General features: G+C 72.1%; 16 protein-coding genes. 12 read left to right on the forward strand and 4 right to left on the reverse strand.

The window, feature by feature from the left end; translation table 11 throughout:
- Nucleotides 1–88: 88 nt before the first annotated feature.
- The 4 genes from uvrA (at nt 89) to ACIA6B_RS06775 (ending at nt 6920) form a co-directional block, all read left to right on the forward strand.
- Nucleotides 89–3031 (forward strand): excinuclease ABC subunit UvrA, encoded by a 2943-nt coding sequence (gene uvrA, locus ACIA6B_RS06760; RefSeq protein WP_396771685.1) that lies wholly within the window; start codon nt 89–91, stop codon nt 3029–3031.
- Between the two features lie 200 nt (nt 3032–3231).
- On the forward strand, nt 3232–3717 hold the full coding sequence (locus tag ACIA6B_RS06765; protein WP_396771687.1) for a Rieske (2Fe-2S) protein: 486 nt from the start codon (nt 3232–3234) through the stop codon (nt 3715–3717).
- A gap of 75 nt (nt 3718–3792) precedes the next feature.
- The gene (uvrC, locus tag ACIA6B_RS06770) at nt 3793–5730 is read left to right on the forward strand and encodes an excinuclease ABC subunit UvrC (protein WP_396771689.1); all 1938 of its coding nucleotides are present in this window, start codon (nt 3793–3795) and stop codon (nt 5728–5730) included.
- Between the two features lie 542 nt (nt 5731–6272).
- Nucleotides 6273–6920, forward strand: coding sequence for a C39 family peptidase (locus ACIA6B_RS06775; protein WP_396771691.1), 648 nt, complete (start codon nt 6273–6275; stop codon nt 6918–6920).
- Between the two features lie 45 nt (nt 6921–6965).
- Here the strand turns inward: ACIA6B_RS06775 and recQ are convergent, their stop codons facing one another.
- Nucleotides 6966–8807: a DNA helicase RecQ gene (recQ, locus tag ACIA6B_RS06780; RefSeq protein WP_396771693.1), complete on the reverse strand. Its 1842-nt coding sequence runs from the start codon at nt 8805–8807 to the stop codon at nt 6966–6968.
- Between the two features lie 524 nt (nt 8808–9331).
- Between recQ and rapZ the strand changes: the two genes are divergently transcribed.
- From rapZ to ACIA6B_RS06820, 8 genes are all read left to right on the forward strand, one after another.
- Nucleotides 9332–10216: an RNase adapter RapZ gene (gene rapZ / locus ACIA6B_RS06785; RefSeq protein WP_396772084.1), complete on the forward strand. Its 885-nt coding sequence runs from the start codon at nt 9332–9334 to the stop codon at nt 10214–10216.
- On the forward strand, nt 10213–11211 hold the full coding sequence (gene yvcK, locus ACIA6B_RS06790) for a uridine diphosphate-N-acetylglucosamine-binding protein YvcK (RefSeq protein WP_396771695.1): 999 nt from the start codon (nt 10213–10215) through the stop codon (nt 11209–11211). Before rapZ ends, yvcK begins: the two co-directional genes overlap by 4 nt.
- Before the next feature lie 55 nt (nt 11212–11266).
- Nucleotides 11267–12247 (forward strand): DNA-binding protein WhiA, encoded by a 981-nt coding sequence (whiA, locus tag ACIA6B_RS06795; protein WP_018788213.1) that lies wholly within the window; start codon nt 11267–11269, stop codon nt 12245–12247.
- A gap of 267 nt (nt 12248–12514) precedes the next feature.
- A complete protein-coding gene (gene gap, locus ACIA6B_RS06800; RefSeq protein WP_107162499.1) occupies nt 12515–13519 on the forward strand; it encodes a type I glyceraldehyde-3-phosphate dehydrogenase in 1005 nt (334 codons plus the stop codon).
- Complete coding sequence (locus ACIA6B_RS06805; RefSeq protein WP_396771697.1) at nt 13516–14715, forward strand: phosphoglycerate kinase; 1200 nt, start codon at nt 13516–13518, stop codon at nt 14713–14715. Before gap ends, ACIA6B_RS06805 begins: the two co-directional genes overlap by 4 nt.
- Nucleotides 14716–15507 carry a triose-phosphate isomerase gene (gene tpiA / locus ACIA6B_RS06810; RefSeq protein WP_396771699.1) on the forward strand — a complete coding sequence of 264 codons (792 nt, stop codon included), beginning with the start codon at nt 14716–14718 and terminating at the stop codon, nt 15505–15507. It begins immediately after the preceding gene.
- 95 nt (nt 15508–15602) lie between these two features.
- Nucleotides 15603–15863 (forward strand): preprotein translocase subunit SecG, encoded by a 261-nt coding sequence (secG, locus tag ACIA6B_RS06815; protein WP_091420428.1) that lies wholly within the window; start codon nt 15603–15605, stop codon nt 15861–15863.
- Nucleotides 15864–15991: 128 nt separating this feature from the next.
- Entirely contained in the window at nt 15992–16336 is a 345-nt protein-coding gene (locus ACIA6B_RS06820) for an RNA polymerase-binding protein RbpA (protein ID WP_281936352.1), read from the forward strand.
- Nucleotides 16337–16463: 127 nt separating this feature from the next.
- Here the strand turns inward: ACIA6B_RS06820 and pgl are convergent, their stop codons facing one another.
- Genes pgl through zwf form a run of 3 tightly spaced genes read right to left on the reverse strand, consistent with a single transcriptional unit; the run spans nt 16464 to nt 19845 of the window.
- Nucleotides 16464–17234: a 6-phosphogluconolactonase gene (pgl, locus tag ACIA6B_RS06825; RefSeq protein ID WP_396771702.1), complete on the reverse strand. Its 771-nt coding sequence runs from the start codon at nt 17232–17234 to the stop codon at nt 16464–16466.
- Between the two features lie 48 nt (nt 17235–17282).
- Nucleotides 17283–18299: a glucose-6-phosphate dehydrogenase assembly protein OpcA gene (locus ACIA6B_RS06830; protein ID WP_396771705.1), complete on the reverse strand. Its 1017-nt coding sequence runs from the start codon at nt 18297–18299 to the stop codon at nt 17283–17285.
- A 31-nt stretch (nt 18300–18330) separates the two neighbouring features.
- On the reverse strand, nt 18331–19845 hold the full coding sequence (gene zwf, locus ACIA6B_RS06835; RefSeq protein ID WP_396771707.1) for a glucose-6-phosphate dehydrogenase: 1515 nt from the start codon (nt 19843–19845) through the stop codon (nt 18331–18333).
- Between the last annotated feature and the right edge of the window lie 3 nt (nt 19846–19848).

Here is a 19848-nt window from a genome sequence, read left to right on the forward strand (position 1 = left end):
CTGCGCTTCGGTAACTCTGAAAATCACCCAGATCCGGCGTCTGGTGAACAGACCCGCCGCACATTCTTCTTCCGGGAGCACACGCACCGTGGCCGACCGTCTGATCATCCGTGGCGCGCGCGAGCACAACCTGCGTGACGTCAGTCTCGACCTGCCCCGGGACGCCCTGATCGTCTTCACCGGGCTCTCCGGCTCGGGCAAGTCCAGCCTGGCGTTCGACACCATCTTCGCCGAGGGGCAGCGCCGTTACGTCGAGTCACTGTCGTCGTACGCCCGGCAGTTCCTCGGCCAGATGGACAAGCCCGACGTCGACTTCATCGAAGGGCTCAGCCCCGCCGTCTCCATCGACCAGAAGTCCACCTCGCGCAACCCGCGCTCCACCGTCGGCACCATCACCGAGGTCTACGACTACCTCCGGCTGCTCTTCGCCCGCATCGGCGAGCCGCACTGCCCGGTCTGCGGCGAGCGGATCTCCAGGCAGAGCCCGCAGCAGATCGTCGACCGGGTCCTCGCGATGCCCGAGGGCACCAAGTTCATGGTGCTCGCGCCGGTGGTGCGGGGTCGCAAGGGCGAGTACGTCGACCTCTTCGCCGAACTCCAGGCCAAGGGCTACGCCCGGGCCCGGGTCGACGGCGTGGTGCACCCGCTGACCGAGCCGCCCAAGCTCAAGAAGCAGGAGAAGCACACCATCGAGGTGGTCATCGACCGGCTCAGCGTGAAGCCGAGCGCCAAGCAGCGGCTGACCGACTCGGTCGAGGCCGCGCTCGGCCTCTCCGACGGCCTGGTGCTGCTCGACTTCGTCGACCTGGCCGAGGACGACCCGGCCCGGGAGCGCCGCTACTCCGAGCACCTGGCCTGCCCGAACGACCACCCGCTCGCGATCGAGGACCTGGAACCCCGGGTTTTCTCCTTCAACGCGCCCTACGGCGCCTGCCCGGAGTGCACCGGCCTGGGCACCAAGAAGGAGGTCGACCCCGAGCTGATCATCCCGGACCCGGAGCGCACGCTGCGGGAGGGCGCGATCCAGCCCTGGTCCACCGGGCACAACCTGGAATACTTCCTGCGCCTGCTGGAGGCGCTCGGCGAGAGCCAGCACTTCGACGTCGACACGCCGTGGCGCGCGTTGCCGTCGCGGGCGCAGAAGACGATCCTGCACGGCTCCGACGACCAGGTGCACGTCCGCTACCGCAACAAGTACGGTCGCGAGCGTTCCTACTACACCGGCTTCGAGGGCGTGGTGCAGTGGATCGAGCGCCGGCACACCGACACCGAGTCCGAGTGGTCCCGCGACAAGTACGAGGGGTACATGCGGGACGTGCCGTGCGCGGCCTGCGGCGGCGCCCGGCTCAAGCCGGAGGTGCTCGCGGTCACGCTGGCCGGCAAGAGCATCGCCGAGGTCTGCAACCTCTCCGTGGGCGAGGCGGCCGACCTGCTCGCCGGCATCGAGCTGACCGACCGGCAGAAGATGATCGCCGAGCGCGTGCTCAAGGAGATCAACGCCCGGCTGAAGTTCCTGCTCGACGTCGGTCTGGACTACCTCTCCCTGGACCGGCCGGCGGGCACGCTCTCCGGCGGCGAGGCGCAGCGCATCCGGCTCGCCACCCAGATCGGCTCCGGTCTGGTCGGCGTGCTCTACGTGCTCGACGAGCCGTCGATCGGCCTGCACCAGCGGGACAACCACCGGCTCATCGAGACGCTGCTGCGGCTGCGCGGCCTGGGCAACACGCTGATCGTGGTCGAGCACGACGAGGACACCATCCGGGTGGCCGACTGGATCGTCGACATCGGCCCGGGCGCGGGCGAGCACGGCGGCAAGATCGTGCACAGCGGCTCGGTGCCGGCGCTGCTCGACAACGAGGAGTCGGTCACCGGCGCCTACCTGGCCGGTCGCCGGGCCATCCCGACGCCGGCCACCCGCCGTCCACAGACGCCGGGCCGGGAGTTGGTGGTGCACGGCGCCCGCGAGCACAACCTGCGCAACCTCACCGTCAGCTTCCCGCTCGGCCAGCTCATCGCGGTCACCGGGGTCAGCGGCTCGGGCAAGTCGACGCTCGTCAACGACATCCTCTACACGGTCCTCGCCAACCAGATCAACGGCGCCCGGCTGGTGCCCGGCCGGCACACCCGGATCACCGGCCTGGAGCACGTGGACAAGGTCGTCGGCGTGGACCAGTCACCGATCGGGCGCACCCCGCGCTCCAACCCGGCCACCTACACCGGCGTCTGGGACCACGTCCGCAAGCTCTTCGCCGAGACCACCGAGGCCAAGGTCCGGGGGTACGGTCCGGGCCGGTTCTCGTTCAACGTCAAGGGCGGGCGCTGCGAGGCGTGCTCCGGCGACGGCACCATCAAGATCGAGATGAACTTCCTGCCGGACGTCTACGTCCCCTGCGAGGTGTGCAAGGGCGCGCGGTACAACCGCGAGACGCTGGAGGTGCACTACAAGGGCCGCACCGTCGCCGAGGTGCTGGACATGCCGATCGAGGAGGCGGCCGAGTTCTTCTCCGCCATCCCGGCCATCCACCGGCACCTCAAGACGCTCGTCGACGTCGGCCTGGGCTACGTGCGTCTCGGCCAGCCCGCGCCGACGCTCTCCGGCGGTGAGGCGCAGCGCGTGAAGCTCGCCTCCGAGTTGCAGAAGCGCTCCACCGGGCGGACGGTCTACGTGCTCGACGAGCCCACCACCGGCCTGCACTTCGAGGACATCCGCAAGCTGCTCATGGTGCTGGAGGGCCTGGTCGACAAGGGCAACACGGTGATCACGATCGAGCACAACCTCGACGTGATCAAGACGGCCGACTGGCTCATCGACATGGGCCCGGAGGGCGGTCACCGGGGCGGCACGGTGCTCGCCACCGGCACCCCGGAGGAGGTCGCCGAGGTGCCCGAGAGCCACACCGGCGAGTTCCTGCGGCCGATCCTCAAGCTGGCCGGCGACGCCAAGGGCGCCAAGGCGGCCACCACCCGGGCGGCCAAGGCCAACGGCGCCACCAAGTCGCGGGCCCGTAAGGTGCCGGCGGGGGCACGCTGACCGGCGCGTACGCGCGGACGGGCCGGACCCGGCCCGTCCGTGCCGGTCGACGCCGGCCCGGCCGGGCCGCCACGGCCGGGCCGGCCGCGGGATACGCGGTTCGTGACGCGCCGGTATGAACCGCGCGCCACCCTGGTGCGTGTACCGCAGTGTGGCCACGGATCATGAACCGGTGGCGACAGCCGAGAGAGAGGCCGGAGATGACTGACGACCAGGTGCCGACCGGACCGGTCACCCAGAGCCGCCGGGCCCTGCTCGCGGGCGCCGGCGCGGTCGGCGCGGCCGTGGTGCTGGCGGGCTGCGGCGACGACGACGCCACCCCGGGAGCGGCCCCGACCAGCGGCGGACCGCCCGGCGCCAGCGCCACCGGCGACGCCGGCGGCGGCAACCGGGACAGCAGCGGTCCGCTGGCCCGCACCGCCGACATCCCGGTCGGCGGCGGCGCGGTGTACGCCAGCAAGGGCGTGGTGATCACCCAGCCCGAGGCGGGCCAGTTCAAGGGCTTCGACCCGATCTGCACGCACCAGGGCTGCCCGGTGTCGAACGTCGACGGCGGCACGATCAACTGCACCTGCCACAACAGCCGGTTCTCGATCAGCGACGGGTCGGTGAAGGCGGGCCCGGCCACCAAGCCGCTCGCGGCCAAGGAGATCAAGGTCAGCGGCGACCAGATCACGCTGGCCTGACCGGGCGTCGCGCCCCGCCGGCCGGGCGGGGCGCGGCGACGGTGGGGTGTCGGGGGTGCGGACTACGCTTGGCGCGTGGCTGACCCCTCGACCTACCGTCCCGCGACCGGCACCATCCCGGAGTCACCAGGGGTCTACCGGTTCCGCGACGGCACCGGCCGGGTGATCTACGTGGGCAAGGCGCGCAACCTGCGCAGCCGGCTCAACTCCTACTTCGCCGATCCGGTCAACCTGCACCAGCGCACCCGGCAGATGGTCTTCACCGCCGAGTCGGTCGACTGGATCACCGTCGCCACCGAGGTGGAGGCGCTCCAGCAGGAATACACCTGGATCAAGCAGTACGACCCGAGGTTCAACGTCCGCTACCGCGACGACAAGTCCTATCCCTACCTCGCGGTGACGCTTGACGAGGAATACCCGCGCCTCCAGGTGATGCGCGGCGCGAAGCGCAAGGGGGTGCGCTACTTCGGGCCGTACTCGCACGCCTGGGCCATCCGCGAGACGCTCGACCTGCTGCTCCGGGTCTTCCCGGCCCGAACCTGCTCCTCCGGGGTGTTCAAGCGGGCCGGCCAGGTCGGCCGGCCCTGCCTGCTGGGTTACATCGGCAAGTGCTCGGCGCCGTGCGTCGGCACCGTCACCGCCGAGCGGCACCGGGAGATCGTCACCAGCTTCTGCGACTTCATGGCCGGCCGGACCGACACCATGGTCCGCCGGCTGGAGAAGGAGATGCTCGACGCCAGCGAGCAGTTGGAGTTCGAGCGCGCCGCCCGGTTGCGCGACGACGTGGCCGCGCTGCGCCGGGCCATGGAGAAGCAGACAGTGGTGCTCGGCGACGGCACCGACGCCGACGTGGTGGCGTTCGCCGACGACCCCCTCGAAGCCGCGGTGCAGGTCTTCCACGTCCGCGACGGCCGGGTGCGCGGCCAGCGCGGCTGGGTGGTGGAGAAGACCGAGGAGCTGACCACCGGCGACCTCGTGCACCACTTCTGCACCCAGGTCTACGGCGGCGAGCAGGGCGAGGCCGACGTCCCACGGGAGCTGCTCGTCCCCGAGCTGCCCGGTGACGCCGACGCGCTCGCCGACTGGCTCTCCACCCGCCGGGGGAGCCGGGTCTCGCTGCGGGTGCCCCAGCGCGGCGACAAGCGGTCGTTGCTGGAGACCGTCGAGCGCAACGCGAAGGACGCGTTGACCCGGCACAAGCTCAAGCGCGCCGGTGACCTGACCACCCGCGGTCAGGCCCTCGACGAGATCGCCGACGCGCTCGACATGCGGACGTCGCCGTTGCGCATCGAGTGTTTCGACGTCTCCCAGATCCAGGGCACCGACGTGGTCGCCAGCATGGTGGTGTTCGAGGACGGGCTGCCCCGCAAGAACGAGTACCGCCGGTTCATCGTGCGCGGCGCCACCGACGACCTGTCCGCCATGTCCGAGGTGCTGCGCCGGCGTTTCGCCCGCTACCTCGACGCCCGCGCCGAGACCGGGGAGCTGGGCGAGGAGACCGCCGCCGACCCCGACCGCCCCGGCATCGACCCGACCACCGGGCGACCGCGCCGGTTCGCGTACCCGCCGCAGCTCGTGGTGGTCGACGGCGGCCCGCCGCAGGTGGCCGCCGCCGCGAAGGCCCTCGCCGAGCTGGGCATCGACGACGTGGCGTTGTGCGGGCTGGCCAAGCGGCTGGAGGAGGTCTGGCTGCCCGACGACGAGTTCCCGGTGATCCTGCCGCGCACCTCGGAGGCGCTCTACCTGCTGCAACGGGTCCGGGACGAGGCCCACCGCTTCGCCATCACGTTCCACCGCCAGCGGCGCTCCAAGCGGATGACCGAGTCGGCGCTCGACAGCGTTCCCGGCCTGGGCGAGGTCCGTCGCAAGGCGCTGCTGCGGCACTTCGGCTCGCTGAAGCGGCTGTCCGGGGCCACGGTCGAGGAGATCACCGAGGTGCCCGGCGTCGGCAGACGTACCGCCGAGGCGATCCTCGCCGCCCTCGACAGCGACCCCGCCACCACCCCGTCCTGACCGGCCGTCCTCCCACAGCCTGTGCCCGGCTCGGCCCACCCGGCCTCCGGTGATCATGAGGTCGGCTGCCGCTCTGTCGTCTTATGGGATGATTGTTCCGCATGGCGGGAACGGTAGAGATCTTGGTGCGTTTCGGCCCCCGGAGGGGCCGTTCGGTACCAAGATCTTCCAGCGCTCGCCTCGGGCAGGCTCCCCCGGGGTCGTCTGGGGTGGGATGTCGGGTTTGGGGCGGTGTGGGTGGTGGTGGTCACCGGCTCGGGGGAATCGGGGCCGGGGCCGGGGCGTTATACCTGGCAGACCGCGTGGAGCCCGGCCCCTTCAGGGCCGGCGACGAGTCCCCGGTCGGAATGTGCGGCCACCGGCCGTGGTTACATCCCCGGAGCCGCCGACCCGGCCACCCCTCTTGTGTGCTGGTCGCGCCGCCCGTCGGGCCCCTGTGCAGGCCGTCTGATCGGCCACCGGGCCCACCCCCTCAGACTTTTTTCCCCCTTCCGTGGCCCCCTTGGCTGCGGCATCCCCCACCCCCCTTGGGAGGCATCATCATGGCTACCACCCTGCTGCGTAAGACTGTGCTGACCGCTGCTGGTGTCGCCGCGACGGCCGGTGGGATCGCCGGTCCCGCGATCGCGGCGTACGCCGCTCCCGCCGAGAAGGCCACTGTGGTGTCCGCCGACCGTAAGAGCGGCGAGCGGGAGTTGGACGTGCGCTACGAGGCCCAGCCGAACTTCTACTACTGCGGTCCCGCCGCCGCCCGCAATGCCGTCAGTGTGCTGGGCAAGAACATCGACGTGCACGCGATGGCTAAGGAGATGGGCACCACCGAGGACGGCACCAACAGCATCAACGACATCACCCCGGTGCTGAACAAGGAGACCGGGAAGACCTACCGCTCGGTGGAGATCAAGACCGGTAAGGCCGACGAGAAGCAGACCGACAAGCTGCGTGCCGACATCGTCCGCACCGTCGACGACGGCCGGGCCGTGGTCGCCAACATCGCCGGCACCGCCACCGACACCGACGGCAACACCCACTCCTTCGAGGGCGGCCACTACATCAGCGTGGTCGGCTACCAGAACAACGGCACCACCGTCACCATCGCCGACAGCGCCAACCCGAACACCGCCTCCTACCGCATCAGCGTCGACAACCTCGCCGACTGGATCGCCACCCGCGGCTACAGCACCAGCTGAGCAACACTCGAAGGGCCGGCCCCGACAATGGGGTCGGCCCTTTCGTCACCCCTCCGCGAGTACGGCGAGGATGGCCTCGCCGTACTTGGCGAGCTTGTTCTCGCCGACCCCGTTGAACCGGGACAGCTCCGCCAGCGAGGTTGGTGGCTCGGCGGCGATCTGACGCAGCGTGGCGTCGTGGAACACCACGTACGCGGGGACGCCCTGCTCCTTCGCGGTGGCGGCCCGCCACGCGCGGAGCCGCTCGAAGACCGGCGCGGCGGCGGGGGAGAGGTCGGCGACGACGGTGGCCGCGCCCCGTGGCTTCGCGGCCCGGCCGGACAGCGGCCGTTCCGGCTCCTTGCGCAGGGTGACCGTACGCCGCCGGCCGAGCACGTCGGCGCTGGCCTCGGTCAACGCCAGCGTGCCGTAGTCGCCCTCGACCGCGAGCAGACCCTCGGCGAGCAGTTGCCGGACCACGCCGCGCCACTCGGTGTCGCGCAGCTCGGTGCCGATGCCGAACGTGCTCAGCGCGTCGTGCCCGTGCTGGTCGATCTTGTCGGTGTGCTTCCCGAGCAGGATGTCGATGCTGTGCCCGGCGCCGAACCGCTGGTTGCGCTCCCGGTCGAGCCGGTAGACGGTGGAGAGCAGCTTCTGCGCGGCGACCGTGCCGTCCCAGGACTCCGGCGGGTCCAGGCAGGTGTCGCAGTTGCCGCAGTTCGGCGCTCCGGTCTCGCCGAAGTAGTCGAGCAGTTGGGCCCGGCGGCAGCGGACCGTCTCGCAGAGCGCCAGCATCGCGTCGAGGTGGGCGGCGAGGTTGCGCCGGTGCGCCAGGTCGCCCTCCGACGTCTCGATCATCTTGCGCTGCTGCACCACGTCCTGGAGCCCGTACGCCAACCAGGCCGTGGACGGCAGCCCGTCACGGCCGGCGCGACCGGTCTCCTGGTAGTAGCCCTCCACCGACTTCGGCAGGTCGAGGTGGGCGACGAAGCGCACGTCGGGCTTGTCGATGCCCATGCCGAACGCGATGGTGGCCACCATGACCAGCCCGTCCTCGCGCAGGAAGCGCTGCTGGTTGGCGGCGCGGGTCGCCGCGTCCAGGCCGGCGTGGTAGGGCAGCGCCGGAACGCCGTTGGCGACCAGGAACTCGGCGGTCTTCTCCACCGAGGCGCGGGACAGGCAGTAGACGATGCCGGCGTCACCCGGGTGCTCGTCGCGCAGCAGGCTCAGCAACTGCCGGCGCGGTTCCCGCTTCGGCACGATGCGGTACTGGATGTTGGGCCGGTCGAAACTGGCCACGAAGTGCCGGGCGTCGGTGAGTTGGAGCCGGGTGGCGATCTCGGTGCGGGTGGCCCGCGTCGCGGTGGCGGTCAGCGCGATGCGCGGCACCTGCGGCCAGCGTTCGTGCAGCATCGACAGGTTGAGGTAGTCGGGGCGGAAGTCGTGCCCCCACTGGGAGACGCAGTGCGCCTCGTCGATCGCGAACAGCGCGATCCTGCCGCGTTCCAGCAGGCCGAGCGTGGAGCGTACGGCCAGCCCTTCCGGGGCGAGGTAGAGCAGGTCCAGCTCGCCGGCGAGGTAGGCCGCCTCGACCCGGCGGCGCTGGGCCGCGTCCTGGGTCGAGTTGAGGAACCCGGCCCGCACGCCGACCGCGGTGAGCGCGTCGACCTGGTCCTGCATGAGCGCGATCAGCGGCGAGACGACCACCGCGACACCGTCGCGGACCAGCGCGGGGATCTGGTAGCAGAGCGACTTGCCGCCCCCGGTGGGCATCAGCACCAGCGCGTCACCGCCGGCCACCACGTGCTCGATGATGTCCTGTTGGACACCGCGGAACGCGTCGTAACCGAAGACCCGGCGCAACACGTCCAGCGCGCCCTCGACCCGTTGCTCGGTGGGGGAGACCATCCGCGCAGTCTACGAGCGCCCGCCGACACCGCCACGGAAGCCGCCCGCCCACGCCGCCGCGCCCAACCCCGCCCTCCCCTCCCCTCCCCGCCCCCGCCTGTTTCACGGAAACAGTGGCTGTCGCCGCCGGAACAGCCACTGTTTCCGTGAAACAGCGGACAGAGCCCACGGGGAGAGCCCACGGGCAGAGCCCACGGGGAGAGTCCACGGGCAGAGTCCACGGGCAGAGCCCACGGGCAGAGCCCACGGGCAGAGCCCACGGGCAGAGGGCGCCGGGAGAGGGCGCGGGGAGAAGGGGGTGGGAGGCGGGTGGGGGCGGGGGGAGAGACCGGGGGAACTGGACGAGCAGGGCGAGCAGGTGTTCCGGGGGTCACCCCGTGGAATCCCGGGCGGGGTCGCAGCCGTTAGAGTCGTCGACTGACCATGCACGGCCGACCGGCCGGCGGCGCCACGGCTTGGGGGTACATCGGGTGAGCGAGGCGCGGACGGCGGAGGGCCTGGTGCCGACCGGCACGGAGACAGCGGTGGGGCGGCCGGCGCCGACCGAGGCGGAGACGTCCCTGGTGGTGGTGACCGGCCTCTCCGGGGGCGGGCGCAGCACGGTGGCGCGGGCGTTGGAGAACGTCGGCTACTACGTGGTCGACAACCTGCCCCAGGCGCTGCTGCTGGACATGGCCGAGCTGGCGTTCAAGGCCGGCGGCGCGGCCCGGCGTACGGCGATGGTGCTGGACGTGCGGTCGCGCGCCTTCTCCACGGACCTGGCCGGCGCGATCCGGGAGCTGCGCGAGCGCGGCTTCTCCCCGCGGGTGGTCTTCGTCGACGCCGACGACGAGGTGCTGATCCGCCGGTTCGAGAGCGTGCGCCGCTCGCACCCGTTGCAGGGCGACGGCCGGCTGGCCGACGGCATCGCGGTGGAGCGGGCGCTGCTGGAGGAGGCCCGCGACCAGGCCGACGTGATCATCGACACCAGCCACCTGAACGTCAACCAGCTCCGCCGCCGGGTCGAGGAGCTGTTCGGCGGCGAGGACGCCCGCCGGCTGCGGATCACCGTGCTCTCGTTCGGCTTCAAGTACGGCCTCCCGCCGGACGCCGACTTCGTGATGGACGCCCGCTTCCTGCCCAACCCGTACTGGGTGCCGGAGCTGCGCGAGCACACCGGCCGGGAGGAGGCGGTCAGCGCGTACGTGCTGGGGCAGGAGGGCGCGGACGCGTTCGTCGCCGGCTACGCCGACCTGGTCAACGCCACCACGGCCGGCTTCGAACGGGAGGGCAAGCGCTACCTGACCGTGGCCGTCGGCTGCACCGGCGGCAAGCACCGCAGCGTGGCGATCGCCGAGGAGTTGGCCGTGCGGCTGCGCGCGTCCGGCATCGCCGCCAACGCGCAGCACCGGGACCTGGGGCGGGAATGACCCCGACCAGGGTGGTCGCGTTCGGCGGCGGGCACGGGTTGTCCGCGTCGCTGCGGGCGCTGCGGCACTGCGTACCCGGACTGGACCTGGACATCACCGCGGTGGTCACGGTCGGCGACGACGGCGGCTCCAGCGGCCGGCTGCGCGCCGAGCGCGGCGGCCTGCCCCCGGGTGACCTGCGGCAGGCGCTCGTCGCGCTCTCCGGTGACCATCCGGCGACCCGGCGCAGCGCGGCGCTGTTCCAGCACCGTTTCGCCGCCGCCACGCCCGCGCCGGCACTCGGCGCGCCGCCTGCCGCGGTGGGTGACCCGCTCGCCGGCCACGCGGTCGGCAACCTGCTGCTGCACGGGCTGACCGAGCTGCTCGGCGATCCGGTGGCCGCGCTGGACCACGCCGGGGCGATGCTCGGCGCGGTCGGCCGGGTGCTGCCGATGTCCCGCCAGCCGGTGGGCATCGAGGCCCGGGTCCGCGGCGTCGACCCGGCGCACCCCGACGAGGTACGCACGGTGCGCGGCCAGCACCAGGTCGCGGTCACGACCGGCGTGGTGGAGTCGCTGCGGCTGACCCCGGCCGCGCCGGCCGCGTGCGCCGAGGCGGTGACCGCGGTACGCGCCGCCGACTGGTTGATCTTCGGCCCGGGGAGCTGGTACACCAGCGTGCTGCCGCACCTGCTGGTGCCCGGCCTGGCCGACGCGATCGTGTCCAGCCCGGCGCGGCGGCTGGTGACGCTGAACCTGGTGGCCGAGAAGGAGACCTCCGGGCTCTCCCTGCCCGACCATCTGGACACCCTGCGGCGCTATCTGCCCGAGTTGAAGGTGGACATGGTGCTCGCCGACTCGACGGCGGTGGGTGATCCCGCGGCGGTCGAACGTGCGGCAGAATCGCTTGGTGCCCGGCTGGTCCTCGCCCCCGTCGCCGTCGTCGACGGCACGCCCCGTCATGATCCGGCCGCCCTGGGCGCCGCACTGGTGCCGGTCCTGGGCGCCGATCGTTAGACACGTACGTAATCACCGGCGACACGCCGGAACCGGTCCGTGAGGGGGCGCTGGAATGGCGATGACGGCTGCGGTCAAGGACGAGCTGAGTCGGGTCGACGTGCCCAAGCCCTGCTGCCGGCGGGCGGAGATGGCCGCCCTGCTGCGCTTCGCCGGCGGCCTGCACATCGTGTCGGGGCGCGTGGTGGTGGAGGCGGAGCTGGACACCGGCGCGGTGGCCCGCCGGCTGCGGCGGGAGATCGCCGAGGTCTACGGCTACCCGAGTGAGATCCACGTGCTCGCCTCGGGCGGCCTGCGCAAGGGCAGCCACTTCATCGTGCGGGTGGTCAAGGACGGCGAGGCCCTCGCGCGGCAGACCGGCCTGCTGGACGTGCGGGGTCGCCCGGTGCGGGGCCTGCCGCCGCACGTGGTGGCCGCCAACGTCTGCTGCGCGGTCTCCGCCTGGCGCGGCGCGTTCATGGCGCACGGCTCGCTGACCGAGCCGGGCCGCTCCAGCGCGTTGGAGATCACCTGCCCCGGGCCGGAGTCGGCGCTCGCGCTTGTCGGCGCCGCCCGCCGGATCGGCATCACCGCCAAGAACCGCGAGGTGCGTGGCGTGGACCGGGTGGTGGTGAAGGACGGCGACGCGATCGCCGCGCTGCTCACCCGCATCGGCGCGCACTCCAGCGTGCTGGCCTGGGAGGAGCGCCGGGTCCGCCGGGAGGTGCGCGCCACCGCCAACCGGCTGGCCAACTTCGACGACGCGAACCTGCGTCGCTCGGCGCGCGCCGCGGTGGCCGCCGCCGCCCGGGTGACCCGGGCGCTGGAGATCCTCGCCGACGACGCGCCCAACCACCTGACCTCGGCCGGCCGGCTGCGGCTGGAGCACCGCCAGGCGTCGCTGGAGGAGCTGGGCGCGCTCGCCGAGCCGCCACTGACCAAGGACGCCATCGCCGGCCGGATCCGCCGGCTGCTCGCGCTCGCCGACAAGCGGGCCCGTGACCTCGGCATCCCGGATACGGAAGCGGCCGTCACGCCGGACATGCTCGTGGTCTGATAGGACGGAGGGGGCGGCGTCACGCGTTCGGGGTCACCACCCGGCGCAACGTGCCGCCACGCGCTCGGATAGGGTCGCTGCGTACGGCAAGGGGGCCGGCACAGGCACTCCTCGCCGCACTCACCGCCTCGGGCGGTCAGGTCTGGAACGGACCGCGGCGGGGTGGCCGAGATGACATCGTCAACGGCCGGCTCCAACGGTCGGCGCACACACCTCCGCCGGCTGTGGTCTGACGCCGGCGGACCAGAACGCGAGGAGATGGGACCTGTGACCATCCGGGTTGGCATCAACGGCTTCGGCCGGATCGGCCGTAACTTCTTCCGGGCAGTGCTGGCGTCCGGCGCCGACATCGAAATCGTCGCGGTCAACGACCTGACCGACAACGCGACGCTCGCCCACCTTGTCAAGTACGACAGCATCCTGGGTCGCCTTCCGCACGAGGTGAAGGCCAGCGCCGACGAGATCACCGTGGGCGGCAAGGCCATCAAGGTGTTCGAGGAGAAGGACCCCGGCAAGCTGCCGTGGAGCGAGGTCGGCGTGGACGTCGTCATCGAGTCCACCGGGTTCTTCACCGACGCCACCAAGGCGAAGGCGCACATCGACGGCGGGGCCAAGAAGGTTATCATCTCCGCGCCGGCGAAGAACGAGGACGTCACCGTGGTCATGGGCGTCAACCAGGACCAGTACGACCCGGCCAAGCACAACATCATCTCGAACGCGTCCTGCACCACCAACTGCCTCGCCCCGATGGCGAAGGTCCTCCAGGACACGTTCGGCATCACCAAGGGTCTGATGACCACCATCCACGCGTACACGCAGGACCAGAACCTGCAGGACGCGCCGCACAAGGACCTGCGCCGGGCCCGGGCCGCCGCGCTCAACATCGTGCCGACCTCGACCGGCGCCGCGAAGGCCATCGGCCTGGTGCTGCCGGAGCTGAAGGGCAAGCTCGACGGTTACGCGCTGCGGGTGCCGATCCCGACCGGTTCGGCCACCGACCTGACCGTCGAGGTCGGCCGGGAGACCACCGTGGACGAGGTCAACGCCGCGATCAAGGCCGCCGCGGAGGGCCCGCTCAAGGGCGTCCTGGTCTACAACGAGGACCCGATCGTCTCCGCCGACATCGTCACCGACCCGGCGTCGTGCATCTTCGACGCGCCGCTGACCAAGGTGATCGGCAACCAGGTCAAGGTCGTCGGCTGGTACGACAACGAGTGGGGCTACTCCAACCGCCTCGTCGACCTGGTCAAGCTGGTGGGTTCCTCGCTGTGACGATTCGTAACCTCGACGACCTGCTCGCCGAGGGGGTGTCGGGTCGGCGCGTGCTGGTGCGTGCCGACCTGAACGTCCCGCTCGACAAGCAGACCGGTGACATCACGGACGACGGGCGCATCCGCGCCGTGCTGCCGACGCTGAGCGCGTTGGTGCAGGCCGGCGCGAAGGTGGTCGTCTGCTCGCACCTGGGCCGTCCGAAGGGCGCGCCGGACCCGCAGTTCAGCCTCCGCCCGGTCGCCGGGCGGCTCGGTGAGCTGCTCGGCGCCCCGGTGCGCTTCGCCGAGGACACCGTCGGCGACTCGGCCCGGTCGACCGTGGCCGACCTGGCCGACGGTCAGGTCGCGCTGCTGGAGAACCTGCGCTTCAACAAGGGCGAGACCAGCAAGGACGAGGCCGAGCGGGGGGCGTTCGCCGACCAGCTCGCGGCGCTCGGTGACGCGTACGTCGACGACGCGTTCGGCGCGGTGCACCGCAAGCACGCCAGCGTGCACGACGTGCCGGCCCGGCTGCCGCACGTGGCCGGCCGCCTGGTGCTGCGCGAGGTGGAGGTGCTCAGCAAGCTGACCGGTGCGCCCGAGCGGCCGTACGTGGTGGTGCTGGGCGGTTCGAAGGTCTCCGACAAGCTGGCCGTGATCGAGGCGCTGCTGCCCACCGTCGACCGGCTGCTCATCGGCGGCGGGATGTGCTTCACGTTCCTCAAGGCCCAGGGCCACGAGGTGGGCACGTCGCTGCTGGAGGAGGAGATGGTGGAGACCTGCCGGAACCTCCTGGAGCGCTCCGCCGGCAAGATCATGCTCCCGGTCGACGTGGTGGCCGCGGACGCCTTCGCCCCGGACGCCGCGCACGACACCGTGCCGGCCGACGGCATCCCCAGCCACCGGCTGGGACTGGACATCGGCCCGGAGACGGTGGCCGGCTTCGCCGCCGCGCTGTCCCAGGCGAAGACGATCTTCTGGAACGGCCCGATGGGCGTGTTCGAGATGGCGGCGTTCGCCAACGGCACCCGCGGGGTGGCCGAGGCGATCACCAAGACGGACGCGTTCAGCGTGGTGGGCGGCGGTGACTCCGCCGCGGCGGTGCGCGCCCTGGGTCTGGACGAGTCCTCGTTCGGGCACATCTCCACCGGTGGCGGCGCCTCCCTGGAGTACCTGGAGGGCAAGACCCTCCCCGGCATCGCGGCTCTGGAGAACTGAATGGCGAGCACCACCCGCCGGCCGCTGATGGCCGGCAACTGGAAGATGAACCTCAACCACCTCGAGGCGAACCTGCTGGTGCAGAAGCTGGCCGCGAGCCTGACCGAGAAGCAGCTCACCGACGTCGAGTGCGTGGTGCTGCCGCCCTTCACCGACCTGCGCACCGTGCAGACCGCGGTGGACGGCGACAAGCTGCTGATCGGCTACGGCGCGCAGGACCTGTCGCCGTTCCCGTCCGGGGCGTACACCGGTGACATCGCCGGGCCGATGCTGTCGAAGCTGGGCTGCGGGTACGTGGTGGTCGGCCACTCCGAGCGGCGGCAGTACCACGGCGAGGACGACGCGCTGGTCAACGCGAAGGTGGCGGCGGCGCTGGCGAACGGGCTCACGCCGATCCTCTGCATCGGCGAGGGCCTGGCGGTCCGCGAGCAGTCCGGGCAGGTGGCGCACTGCCGCGACCAGCTCGACGGCGCGCTCAAGGGCCTCACCGCCGAGCAGGTCACCCAGGTCGTCGTCGCGTACGAGCCGGTCTGGGCGATCGGCACCGGCAAGACGGCGACCCCGGAGGACGCGCAGGAGGTCTGCGGCGAGGTACGCAAGCGGCTCGGGGAGACCTACGACGAGACCACCGCCCAGCAGGTCCGGATCCTCTACGGCGGGTCGGTCAAGTCGTCGAACGTCGCCGCGATCATGGCCCAGCCGGACGTGGACGGGGCCCTGGTCGGGGGCGCCAGCCTCGACGCGGAGGAGTTCGCGCGGATCTGTCGGTTCCCGGAGCACACGGCCCGCTGATCGCTCGCTATCCTTGACGCTGCCCGTCCACCGGTCGGTGCCGCCGTGCCCGACAGGTCCGGGCAGTGATCGCAACGAGAGGACTGACCCCCGCCATGCCGATCTGGTTCGCCTACACGATGATCACCTTGCTGGTCATCACCAGCGTGCTGCTCACCCTGCTGATCCTCCTGCACCGCGGTAAGGGCGGCGGCTTGTCGAGCATGTTCGGCGGCGGCGTCAGCTCCAGCCTGGCCGGTTCCTCGGTGGCCGAGAAGAACCTCGACCGCTACACCGTTCTGGTGGGGATCGTCTGGTTCGCGTGCATCGTCGGGCTCGGCCTCTGGCTGCGCCTCCAGATGGCCAGCGGCACCTGAGCGAGCGCGTCTACGCGTACAATCTGCGCGCGGTCCGTCACGGACCGCGCGCAGTTTTGTTCCGCCGCCCGTCGCCCGCCGCCGACCCCTTCCGGCGGCGGCCCCTTCGACGACAGGGAGCGCGCAACGTGCCCAGCAACAACGTCATCCGCGGCACCCGGATCGGGTCCGCCCCTGAGCGTTTCGACCAGCGGGCCGAGCCGGCGCCACGCCGGCCGGTCGTCTACTGGTGCCGCCACGAGCACCGGGTCGAGTTCCTGATCGCCGCCGAGGCGGAGACCCCGGCGTCGTGGGACTGCCCCCGCTGCGGCGAGCCCGCCGGCCCCGACCCGGGCAACCCGCCGGGCCGCACCCGCGCCGAGCCGTACAAGACCCACCTGGCGTACGTGCAGGAGCGCCGTACCCCCGAGGAGGGCGAGGCGCTGCTGGCCGAGGCCCTGGCCGCGCTACGCCACCGCCGAGGCCGCGCCTGACCCCTCACCCGCCTGCCCTTTTTCACGGAAAGAGTGGCCATGTCGTCGGCCATGGCCACTCTTTCCGTGAATCAGCGCGGAGGGGCGGGGAGGGGCGCGGAGGGCGGGGAGGGGTGCGGAGGGACGGTCAGCGGAGGCTGCGGGCGCGGGGTGGGACGTTGGCCGCGGCGGCGCGGTCGAGCAGCCAGAGGGTGCGGGAGACGCCCCGCACACCGGCCGCCGGCAGTTGCACCGACCCGGCCCCGGCCAGCGCCATGCCCACCGCCCTCGCCTTGTCCGTCCCGGCGGCGATCAGCCACACCTCCTCGGCCGTGTTGATCGTCGGCAGCGTCAGCGTGGTCCGCACCGGCGGCGGCTTCGGGCTGCCGCGTACCGCGCTGACCGGGCGGCTGTCGTGGTGCACCGGGTGCTCCGGGAACACGGACGCCACATGCCCGTCCTCACCGACGCCGAGCATCAACACGTCGAAGTGGGGGAGCGTGGCGTGCCCCGGCCGGGCGGCGGCGGCCAGCTCACGCGCGTACCCGGCGGCGGCGGCCTCCGGGTCGTCGCCGGCCGGACCGTCCGACGCCGGCATCGGGTGCACCCGGGCCGGGTCCAGCGGCACCGCGTCCAGCAGCGCCGCCCGGGCCTGGGTCTCGTTGCGTTCCGGGTCGCCGGCCGGCAGGAACCGCTCGTCACCCCACCAGACGTCGACCCGGGACCAGTCCACGGCGTCCCGCGCGGGGAGCTGGCCGACCGCCCGGTACACCGCCGCGGCGATCCGCCCGCCGGTCAGCACCACCGACGCCTGACCACGCTCGGCCTGCGCGTCGAGCAGCTTCACCACCAGCCGGGCCGCCACCGCCTGCGCCAGCAGGTCGGGGTCGGCGTGTACGGCGACACTCGCCTCAGTCATCCGTCGTGCCCTCGTGTCTCTGTGTGTCCGGTCGCCCGGTCCGGGCGGTCACTCGTTGGCGGTGGCGCCCGCGTGCGCGGTCACGCCCGCCTCGGCCCGCTGGGCGGTCGCCGGATCCTTCCACACGTGCACCCGCTGGGCCGCCCGCTGGTCCAGCCCGGTCAGCCCGGCCGTCGCGCCGAGCGCCTCGGCGTACACCTGGTCGGCGTCGAGCCGGCGCAACTCCTCGGCCAGCTCGTCGCCGAGCGGCCGACGGACCAGCGGCAGCGTCCGGTCCTCCTGCCCGGTACGCCGGAACCGGGCCACGCTGTCGTCCCGGGTGAGCGTCAGCTCGTCGCCGTTGGCGCAGCGCAGCTGCACCTCACGCATGCGCGGGAACTCGTCGGTGTGCTCCCACGCCGGCTCGATGCCGAGGCGTGCGGTCAGCCAGCCCCGCATCAGCGCCGCGGTCGGGTCGGTGCGCGGCGCCACCACCGTCGCCTCGGTGACCCGGGCCTGGGTGGTGTCGAACGCGCCGGCGACAAGCGTGCGCCACGGGGTGATCCGGGTCCAGGCCAGGTCGGTGTCGCCCGGCGCGTAGTCGCAGGCCCGCTGCCGCAGCGCGGCGATCGGGTCGGCGGCCTGCGCCGCGTCGGTGATCCGCCGGTCGGCCACCACGCCGAGGAAGTCGGTGGCGATCTCCTCCGGCGGCTCGCCGTGCCACCAGGTCACCACCGGCACGTCCGGCACCAGCAGCGGCATCACCACGGACTCGGCGTGCAGCGCGAGCCGGCCGTACATCCGGGTGACCACCGCCTCGCAGGGGCCGAGCCGGCCACCCACCACGATCTCCGCGTCCAGCCGGTTGCGGTCCCGCTCGATGTCCGAGCGGACCACCACGAGCAGCCGGCAGGGGTGCGCCGCGGCGGCGATGGTGGCCGCCGCCTCGGCCTCCCGGACGCGCTTCTCGTCCACCACGACGATGAGCGTGAGCGCCATGCCGCTGGCCACCCCGCCCGCGCTGCGCCGCTCGGCGGCCAGCGCCTTGACCACCTCGTTGCCGGTGGTGTCCCACAGCCCGATCAATGGAGCCTCCTGGTTCGCTCGCTCTGCTCGCTCACGCTCTTCGCCAAGCTCTTCCCTCGGCGGCCAGCATCTCGTCGGCGGCCCGGGGACCCCACTCGCCGGCCCGGTACGGCTCCGGCGTGGTGCCCTCCCAGGCGTGCTCCAGCGGGTCCACCACCTGCCAGCTCTGCTCCACCTCGGCGGCGTCCGGGAACAGCGTCCGGTCGCCGATGAGCACGTCCAGCACCAGCCGCTCGTACGCCTCCGGGCTGGACTCGGTGAACGCCTCGCCGTACTGGAAGTCCATCGCGATGTCGCGGACCTCCATGGTGGTGCCCGGCACCTTGGAGCCGAACTTCAGCACCACGCCCTCGTCCGGCTGCACCCGGATGACGAGTTGGTTGGCGCCGAGGGACTCCATGTCGGCCGGGTTGAACGGCAGGTGCGGCGCCTTCTTGAACATGATGGCCACCTCGGTGACCCGCCTGGGCAGCCGCTTGCCGGCGCGGATGTAGAACGGCACGCCGGCCCAGCGCCGGTTCTGGATGGCCAGCTTCACCGCCACGTACGTCTCGGTGGTGGAGTCCTCCGGGACGTCCTCCTCCTCCAGGTAGCCCTTGGCGCGCTCGCCGCCCACCCAGCCGGGCAGGTACTGCCCGCGCACGGTGTCCCGGGCGACGTCCCGGGGCACGGCGATGGCCTTGAGCACCTTCAGCTTCTCGGCCCGGATCTCGTCGGCGTCGAAGCTGGTCGGCTCCTCCATGGCGACCAGGGCGAGCAGTTGGAGCAGGTGGTTCTGGAGCACGTCGCGGGCGGTGCCGACCGAGTCGTAGAACGCGGCCCGGGTGCCGATGCCGACGTCCTCGGCCATGGTGATCTGCACCGAGTCGACGTACTTGGAGTTCCACAGCGGCTCGAACAGGTTGTTGGCGAACCGCAGCGCCAGGATGTTCTGGACCGTCTCCTTGCCCAGGTAGTGGTCGATCCGGAAGACGTCCTGCCGGGTGAAGACGTCGTCGACCAGGTCGTTGAGCGCCTTGGCCGAGGGCAGGTCGTTGCCGAACGGCTTCTCCACCACCACCCGCCGCCAGCCGCCGGACTTCTCGTTGTCGGCCATGCCGGTGCGGGCGAGCTGCTTGAGCACCACCGGGAACGCGGCCGGGGGGATGGAGAAGTAGAACGCGGCGTTGCCGTGGATGCCGTGCGTGTCGCGCAGCTCGTCGAGCGTGGTGGCGAGATGGTCGAACGCGGCGTCGTCGTCGAACGAGCCGCCGACGAACTTGATGTTGCCGACCAGCCGGGCCCAGACCTCCTCGCGCCACGGGGTGCGGGCGTGCTTCTTGGCCGCGTCGTGGGCCAGCGACTCGAAGTCGCCGTCGCCCCAGTCGCGCCGGGCGAAGCCCAGCACCACGAAACCGGGCGGCAGGAGCCCCCGGTTGGCCAGGTCGTAGACCGCCGGCAACAACTTCTTGCGGGCCAGGTCCCCGGTGACCCCGAAGATCACCAGGGCACACGGCTCGGGGATCCGCGGCAGCCGCCGGTCCTGGGGGTCGCGCAGCGGGTTCACCGG

The sequence above is a fragment of the Micromonospora sp. NPDC051141 genome (genome assembly GCF_044455765.1).
Classification (GTDB): domain Bacteria; phylum Actinomycetota; class Actinomycetes; order Mycobacteriales; family Micromonosporaceae; genus Micromonospora.